Source organism: Nitratireductor pacificus pht-3B, assembly GCF_000300335.1.
GTDB classification, from domain to species: domain Bacteria; phylum Pseudomonadota; class Alphaproteobacteria; order Rhizobiales; family Rhizobiaceae; genus Nitratireductor; species Nitratireductor pacificus.
Window position 1 is genome coordinate 1 of record NZ_AMRM01000020.1, and the last position, 8816, is coordinate 8816.

The window sequence follows — 8816 nt, forward strand, 5'->3', positions numbered from 1 at the left end:
GCTTCCGCCGCATGAGATACCACCCTCGGAAGTTCCGGTTCCGGGCGATCCAAAGTCGGGTAGCACGTCAGGTACATTCAGGGGAGCAGGTCAAGAAGCTCGCGCTCAAAATCGGTCCCGTGGGCGTTCCGTGGGCGAATTGTACAACACCGAGCAACTGCACCGCGCATTCGGATATCGACCACCAGCTCAAAAGACCATCTTGCCGCCGACGGTTCCGTTTCTTCGCAACGAGAGTCAATTACCGGCTCAGAACTACGAAGAAGCACCCTGGTTCCATTTGGATTTTGTCGCTGTCAAAGGCAGCCCTAGCCTTGATTGGATAAGAAGGTGACTGATGAACCTGTCCGCTAAGCGACCGAAAGTCTTGTCAACATAACTGCAGCTGAGTGGTGACTGCAGCCGAGTGATCTCCATCAACCAAGGCGCACTGGCATCATGGGAGGGATTCTATGTCCGTACCGCCGATTCAGCAGAACAAGGCGCTCCTTCTTTTCGTCGCGGCAAGTCCAGCCGCGCGCCTGGCTCAATTTGCCCAAAGCGTTACCAAAGTGGTCGGTGCGGCGCCTGGCCAACCACATGCCGGCGCGAGCAAAACCCACGCCGCACACGGTCCCACGGGCCCATCCAATGCCAAGCCGCTTCCGCCAAACCTCCAGCAATTGCTTCAAACGGATTCGCAACCGCCCGCACCCGATTGGACATCGCACTTCCATGGGCAGCACGGCAATGATCGGCAGTCGTCCAATGCGCCAAAGACAAGGCAAAACACGAACTTGTCCACCAACAGGCCAGGCCCGGGGCTGAACCACACCGACTACACTCATTGGCTCGAAGCCGGAAACACCCTCAAAAAAGCGGCTCAAGCCACTGGCATGACTGAAACCGAACTGGTGTCCAAACTTGCCGAGAGCGGCGTCACGCTCAGCGACACCACTCAAGAATTGAATGATGGTACCTGTGTGGGAACGGTTACCGTAGAGTATGAGAGCGGCCGAAGGGTAACGGTCTTTCACGATCCCCAGCAGCCCGGCCTGACGAAGGAGGTGAACGAGGACGGCAAGAAGGTCCGAACCACGATCGGCAACTCCGAATATACGGACCGGCGCGTTGGCGACGGCCACGGGTTCCCGCTCATTCCGGCAGTTTCGGATCAACCGCCTCCAACGCCTATTGAACTGTTCATACCGGAGGACGGAGGATATCCCGATGGCCCGCCCGACCTGTCGGTGACGTCGCCGCTGATCATGCCAGGTCGCTTCAACACCACGGTGATCGATGGCAACTCCATGACCACCCCATGGAACGGCGAGATTCTCGGCCTGGCGGGACAGGCCGCGAAGCCCGGAGACACGCTTTTCGAGCATTATGTAAGGGCCGGCATCGATCCCAACGACCCCGGTGCGACCCGAGACCAACTGGCAGCCACGCCCTCGCTCGATCCCAGTCCTTTCGGAACCCGGCCGGCCGCGTCCGGCGACAGCGACCGGAAGTTGCGTGCCGGTGAGATCGTGTTCGTCCTCGATCCAACGCGCCTCGGGTATTTGAAGTATCAGCGGGAAGCCCTGGCGAAGGCGGGAAATCTAGAACTCTCTCAGAAGGAACGCAACGCGGCGAAGAGCGACCTCGTGGTTGGGATCGTGAAGGAGATCGACTACGGGGCGACCCTGCAGGGCGTTCCCTTCGTCGGCTACGACAGGAACGGGGACAACAAGCTGGAGCTCTCCGAACTGACGGATCTCGTCAAGCCGATTGCTGCCCGGGCGCCCAACGACCCGATCTACGTCGCGGCGGTCGACGAGGCGATCCTCATCAAGAAACGGGAATGGATGCTCGACGGGCGCACCAACGATCAGCTCGGCGTCATTATCGCGGCCGCGGAGCGCGGCGACTACGCCGAGGTGTCCGCTCAAACAAGCAAGCAGCTCGTCGCCTCGGCTGACGATGCGGCAGCCATACCGGGCACGCAAGCCATCCCCGAAGCTCAGGCGGCGGCGATGCTGAAACGCGGCGGCGTTTACCGGACCTATGTCGCCGGAGACCGCGACCTGTATTTGAGCGCCGTCAACAAGGGCATCGCCGACGCACATGACGAGATCTTCAAGAGAAGGCCGATCGGCGAGCTCCAGACGGCATGGGGCGACGGCGGAATGGACGGCGCCGTCGCTCTGATGGCAAAAGCCAAGGCCCTGACCAGCACGACCGCGACGCTGCCGGGTTACGGCGGCAAGATACTCAACGATCCCCGCGTCCTTGCGATGATGGATCAAGCGATAGGCGTGCTCGCCGATGACGGGAGCAGCGTGCCCATGCCGCTCGGGGACGACCCAGCGGAGGTGTTGCCCCAGGAACAGGCGTTGCGGGACCTTGCCGAAGTCAGTCGAAACGTCGTGTATGGCGACGGCGACGTGCCCGGGGAGGGCAAGGCCGCCGTCGATCACATCGCCGGTACGATCGTGAGCAGGTTGACGTTCAACCCACCCGGCGGGGGTGTCTTCCAGGACACGACCTACCTTGGGATCCTGGCCCGGTCAGGGCGCGACGGGAACATCACCCTGCTTCTCGCCACGGCGGCGAAAGCCAGCCCGGAGATGAGGGAAACGGCGTTCATCTTCGCCGTTCGCGGGATCAGAGGCTTTAATGGCGCCCTCAACAAACTCGATGGAAAGATTGCGAAAGGCTACAACGACATCTTCCACGGGGTCTCGACCTGGGGCGGGCTGACGGATGCTCTGAACGAGGAAGAGGCCCGGAAGCAGGGCTGGGAAGACGTTCAGAAACTGCTGCGGATCAACCCGCAAGCGGCACAAGCTTTGAGGATGGACGGCGAGAAGAAGATTCATCAGTGGGAACGTCAGGAAAGCATGCAGCTTGCCGTCAAACTGTATGGCGGCGAACTGGAGAACACACCCGGCTTTGACCGGGTTCCCATGCCAGTCAAATTGCGCGTCACCGGCCACGAGCCAATGACGATCACCCAGGCGCTCGCAAAGCTCCCGCCAATCCCCACGCATCGAGATGCCAGCGATCCCGCGAACTCCAAGCTGGAGCACCCCGAGCTTCCTTCGTCGGCTTGGCTTCAGCGCGCCGTCAGACAACTTTCGACATTCCTGACGGTGGAAGCCCTGAAGCGCGGCACGAAGGAAACCACGTTCCACAAGTTGCTGATCGGTCCGGTTGTCCCCGGAGGCGAAGACAATTCCAGCAAATACGCGATCGGCCGCGTCTCCGGTGGTCTCAGCGCTTTTTTGTTCAGTCGCAGCATCGGAGAACTCGTCCAAAGCGACAAACTGCTCGACTGGCTCTATGTGCCCCTTCACGCGTCCGTGGCCCTCTCGGCCACGGCGGGCGCATTGCTTCCCAACAACTGGAAGACGGCCGTCTTCGGTGTCGACATGAGCGGCAACGCAAACACACCGTTTCAGCGCCGCTTCAGTGCAGCGGACAAGCGCATCCAACAGATGAATGTGGGCGATGGCTGGAAGAAATTCATGTCCAGTGCTGCCGCAGTTCTCACAAAAGACCTGGCGGATGCCGGGTACTTCCTCGTTGACACTGCCAGCGCTATCGTCGCAGGTATCCGTGGCGACTGGATTACCGTCGGCGGCTACGGTCTTGTCGCGTTGAGCGACGGCTTCGCCATGGCGGGTCCCGGGTTCCAAGCGGCTCGAAATGTTGGCCCGGCGAGTGCGGCGACCGGCAAGACCGGCGTCGGCAACAATGCATTCAGCAAGGCCGCGTTGAGCCGCAGCGGCACTTTCTTTACCGGCTGGGCAGCAGTCTTCATGCTTGTCGGTACGACCATTGTCACCGCACGTGGAGCCTGGACCAAAGCACACGAGTTCGATCAGGCAGATGCCAACTTCCTGACAACAATACTCGGCGTCAAGCCGGACGTCGCAAAGGTACTGGCCGAGCACAACGACTTTCTTGACCAGGGAGCGCCGGGATTCGCCTCGCTTCTGTTCCCGGACGAAAACTATCTGGGCGGGCCTGATATCCAACGGAGCGCCGGCCATCTCCTGATGGGCGCACTCGGCGACCTTAAATACACGCGAGATCGCGCCAGGGACACCTTCAATCAATGGAGCCCCGAACAGGCGGAAGCAGTGGCCGAGTTTGTAAAAGAAGAAGGGGGCAGGTTTTTCATAGGATTATCGTACTTCAACGCCGATAAGCTATTGGGTTTTTGCAATAGAAACAACATCCCTATTAAAGATTACCGAATATCATATTGGTGATTATAGAATATCATAAACGTGAGAATCCAAAGGCACATGGCAACGCGCCACCTCCGCCGACGCCCTCCGGAAAGCACGCCCCTGCCGGCAACATCGCCAACCTCATCGGGCCACGAGCCGGAGCCTCGCCGGATCGAGATGAACCCGCACCTCGTTCTCCGACGCGTCGTGCGCCAGGGTGTCGTGCTTGATGTGGAAGAGTTCGCCGACCGGCGTCTCGATGCGGTAGAGTACGCGGTCGCCAAGAAAAGTGCAGGATCTGATCTCGCCGGGCACTCCGGTTCTCTCTGAAGCGGGGCCGATGCTGATCGCCGACGACCTGGCGACGAGCTTCGCGGCGCCCGCCTCGACGCCGCTCGCGGCCACCGGAAACTGGTGGTCGCCGATCATGGCGACCCACGAACCGTCGCTGCTGCGCAGCGCTTCGCAGTCGAGCAGATTGGCATCGCCCATGAAGCTCGCCACGAAGGCGGTGCGCGGCTGTTCGTAGAGCTCCATCGCCGTGCCGTCCTGGGCGATGCAGCCGCCCTGCATGATGACGATGCGGTCGGAGACGGCCATCGCCTCTTCCTGGTCGTGGGTCACGTAGACAGTAGTGACGCCGAGGCGCTGCTGCAGCGCCCGTATCTCGTCGCGCACCTGCCGGCGCAGTTTGGCGTCGAGGTTGGAGAGCGGCTCGTCGAGCAACAGCACCTCCGGCTGCAGCACGACCGCGCGCGCCACCGCGACGCGCTGCTGCTGGCCGCCGGAGAGCTCGCTCGGCAGGCGCTCGCCGTAGCCGGCGAGGCCGACGATCTCCAGCGCCTGCTCGGCCTTCGAACGCGCTTCCGCATTCTTCATGCCCGACATGCGCAGGCCATATGTCACGTTTCCCATGACCGTCATGTGAGGGAACAGAGCATAGGACTGGAACACCATCGCGACGTTGCGATAGGTCGCCGGCAGCGTCGACACGTCCTCGTCGCTGATCAATATGCGGCCATCGGTGGGCATCTCCAGCCCGGCGATCATGCGCAACGTCGTCGTCTTGCCGCAGCCCGACGGGCCGAGCAGCGTGACCAGCGTGCCGGGTTCCAGGTCGAAACTCACCGCCTCCACCGCACGCACGGCGCCATAACTCTTGGACACCCGGTCGAAGATCACCCGGCCATGATCGGCCTTGGTCGCGGTCGCAGCGTTGGGATTGTGAAGCATGAGACGTCCTCCTTGCACTTTTATGGTGGCTGCGTCGCGCGCGGATCAGCTTCTCGCGCGGGCGGGAAGCGCGTTTCCGATGCGCTCCTGCCGGCGCAGTCGGCGGCCGCCGAAGGCGAACTGAACCGCGAGCATCACCGCCAGCATGACAACGATCAGCACATTCGCGTAGGCGATCGCCACGCCATAGCTGCCGTTCTCGACCAGACCGATGATGTAGGCCGTCGCCATGTTGTGGTCGGCGCTGACGAGGAAGATGACAGCGCTGACCGACGTGATGCCGCGGATGAAGGAATAGGCGACGGCGGCGACGATGGCCGGCCGCAGGAGCGGCAGCAGAACGTAGCGCAGGGTCTGGAAGCTGCCGCCGCCGAGCGTCAGCGACGCTTCGTCGAGGCTGCGGTCGATCTGCTTGATCGCGGCAACGCCGCCGCGGACGCCCACTGGCATGTTGCGGAAGATAAAGCAGAGCACGAGGATCACACCGGTCCCGGTGAGCTCGATCGGCGGCACGTTGAAGGCGAGGATGTAGCTCAGGCCCACCACGGTTCCGGGAATGGCGAAGCTCAGCATCGTCACGAACTCGAAGGCCGTCTTGCCGAAAAACTCCTGGCGGATCAGCAGCCAGGCCGTCAGCAGGCCGAGGGCCGCCGTCAGCGGGGCGGCGACCGAGGAGATGGTGAGCGTCGTCCAGAACGAATTCCACGCCGATCCGCTCCACAGTACCGCGCCGTCGAGCCACTCGACGCGGAATGCCGTGCGATAGTGATCGAGGGTGATCGTGTGGTCGTAGCCCCACAGCTTCACGAAGCTGCCGTAGAAGATCATCGCATAGACCACCACCGTCAGGGCGAGCCACGGCATGGTCAGTCCGTGGACGGCCGCGCTGTGCCTAAGCGACAGCGGCGCGCGGGCCCCGTTGTCGCCCTTGCCAGTGATGGTGGCGTAGCTGGTGCGGCCGAGCCACATGCGCTGCACCAGGAACGCGCCGAGCGTCAGGAACAGCAGGATGATCGCGAGGACGGCGGCGCGCGCCGGATCGGCCTGCGCGCCGACCACGGCAAAATAGATCTCGGTCGAAAGCACACCGTCGGCGCCGCCGAGCACCAGGGGATTGCCGAAATCCGCCAGGCTTTCGATGAACCCCAGCAGGAAGGCATTGGCGAGGCCCGGCCGAAAGAGCGGCAGCGAGACCGTGCGCATCGTCGCCGAGAGGTCGGCGCGCAGCGTCTGGGCCGCCTCCTCGAGGGACGGGCTCACGCCCTCCACCACGCCGATCAGCACCAGGAAGGCGATGGGCGTGAATGCCAGGGTCTGGGCCAGCCATACGCCCCAAAGCCCATAGAGCCAGCGCCCGGCCTCGACGTCGAGGAAATCGGCGGCGAAGGTCGTCACCCAGCCGGCCCGGCCGAAGAGCAGGATGAGCGCCAGGCCGACGACGAAGGGCGGGGTGATGATGGGCAGAATCGTCAGCGCGCGCAGGAGCCCCTTGGCGGGGAAGCGGGTACGCGTGATCAGGAGCGCGAATGCAAGGCCGAGCACTGTGGTGCTCGTCGCCGTCAGAACGCCGAGCAGGATCGAGTTCACAGCGACGCCGCAATGGCGGCCGCCGGTGAAACAGGCAAGCCCCCATACGTCCCTGCCCGTCGCCGTCGAAAGCACGGAGCCGATCACGGTGCCCTCGCTGGGAGCGGATACGGCCTGCGTCAGCACGTGGAGGATCGGGTAGAAGACGAAAAGGCCGATCAGCACCAGCACAAGGGCGATCGAGCCGACGGCGAAGGCATCGCGGTTGCTGCGTCCCATGCGCGCCCAAAGCGTCGTCGCGCACAAGAGCAGAGACGCGGCCACGACGATGGCGCCATAGCCCAGCGCCTGGCCGCCGGCCTCGGGGAAGAAACCCAGCCAACGGGCGGCGAAAGGCGGCAGGGCGACGGCGGCAAGTCCCAGCACCAGCAGGCAGAGCAACAGGCGCGGACCGCGAGGGACGCCCCCGATCCCACAGGCCGAAAACAGAACATAGGCAAGCACCAGACCGGGGATCGCGAGCAGCGGACGTCCATGGATCAGCGTCTGCAGAAGTCCTGGCGCGCCCTGCTCGGAGAGAAGACCGCCGGCGTCGATCCAATCGCGCTCGAAGATGCCGTAGTCGACACCGAACCAGGGCATGGCGCAATAGCCCAGGAGTCCGAATGCCGCCAGGGTGAAAACTGCTCTCTGCATGACACAGCCTGTCTGTCGAGCCGGCCGGGCCGGTTCATTTGTAAGGTCGATGCGTGCCGGGACGAGAACCCGGAAAGCCATGATAGGGGAAAGAGCCCGGATCGCCGCCCGATGCCGGGGGGGCTGCGACGATCCGGGCAGTACGACATCAATGCGCCGTCTTCACCTCACCGTCGAAACGGGAGAGAAGGTGCGTGCGCATATCCGCCGATCCGTAAGTGGCGAAATCGTAGTCGACGAGCTTGATCGTCGCGATGTCGGGCGCTTCGGGCGGCACGGTGGCCTTGCCGTTCGACGGCACCTGGTTCTGGCCGGCCGCGGCGCCGGTCGCCTGGCCCTCGGCGCTCAGCGCGTAGTCGACGAACAGCTTGGCGTTGTCGAGGTTGCGCGCGCCCTTGATCACGCTGACGGCACCGATCTCGTAGCCCGTGCCCTCGCACGGAGCGACGATCTCGATCGGGAAGCCGGCTTGCTTCTGGGTCACGGCGTCGTGCATGAAGGCGATGCCGATCAGTGTCTCGCCGCGCGCCGCAGCCTTGACCGGCGCGGAGCCGGACTTGGTGTAGCTGTTGACGTTCTCGTTGAGCTCGCCGAGATAGCGATAGGCCTCGTCTTCGCCGAAGATCTGCACCAGCGTGGCGAGCGCCGTGTACGCGGTGCCGGACGAATTGGGATTGGCGATCTGCACCTCGCCGCGATAGGTCTCGCTCGCTAGGTCCTTCCAGCATGAGGGAGCGGTCAGCCCCTTCTTCTCGAGGATCTGCGTGTTGTAGGCGAAGCCCAGGGCGCCGGCATAGATGCCCGTCGCCCGGCCACCGGAAATGTCGTGAAAGTTCTGGGCCCACGGCAGAAGCTCGGAATGGACCGGGGAGGAATATGCCTCCAGAAGCCCTTCGGCGGCGGCCTGGAGCTGCGGGTCGCCGGTGCCGCCCCACCACACATCCACCTTGGGATTGTCCTTCTCGGCGCGGATCTGCGCAAGGATCTCGCCCGAGCTCTTGCGCACCATCGATACGTCGATGCCGGACTTTCGTTCAAAGGCAGCCTCGATCCCCGTGCACCAAGCCTCGTCGGCCCCGCACAAAACGTTCAGCCTGCCTTCGGCCGCCGCGGACGCAGTCATCGCAAGCAAGGCGACGGCACCTGCGCCGGAGTGAA

General features: G+C 63.4%; 4 protein-coding genes. 1 reads left to right on the top strand and 3 read right to left on the bottom strand.

The window, feature by feature from the left end:
- The first annotated feature begins 452 nt into the window (after positions 1-452).
- Entirely contained in the window at positions 453-4241 is a 3789-nt protein-coding gene (locus NA2_RS16520) for a hypothetical protein (RefSeq protein ID WP_157188269.1), read from the top strand.
- 102 nt (positions 4242-4343) lie between these two features.
- On the opposite strand, the gene NA2_RS16525 is transcribed toward NA2_RS16520, so the two are convergent.
- The 3 genes from NA2_RS16525 to NA2_RS16535 form a co-directional block, all read right to left on the bottom strand.
- On the bottom strand, positions 4344-5435 hold the full coding sequence (locus tag NA2_RS16525; protein WP_008598179.1) for an ABC transporter ATP-binding protein: 1092 nt from the start codon (positions 5433-5435) through the stop codon (positions 4344-4346).
- Between the two features lie 45 nt (positions 5436-5480).
- Positions 5481-7658: an ABC transporter permease gene (locus NA2_RS16530; protein WP_008598180.1), complete on the bottom strand. Its 2178-nt coding sequence runs from the start codon at positions 7656-7658 to the stop codon at positions 5481-5483.
- A 148-nt stretch (positions 7659-7806) separates the two neighbouring features.
- Positions 7807-8781 carry an ABC transporter substrate-binding protein gene (locus NA2_RS16535; RefSeq protein WP_040678251.1) on the bottom strand — a complete coding sequence of 325 codons (975 nt, stop codon included), beginning with the start codon at positions 8779-8781 and terminating at the stop codon, positions 7807-7809.
- Between the last annotated feature and the right edge of the window lie 35 nt (positions 8782-8816).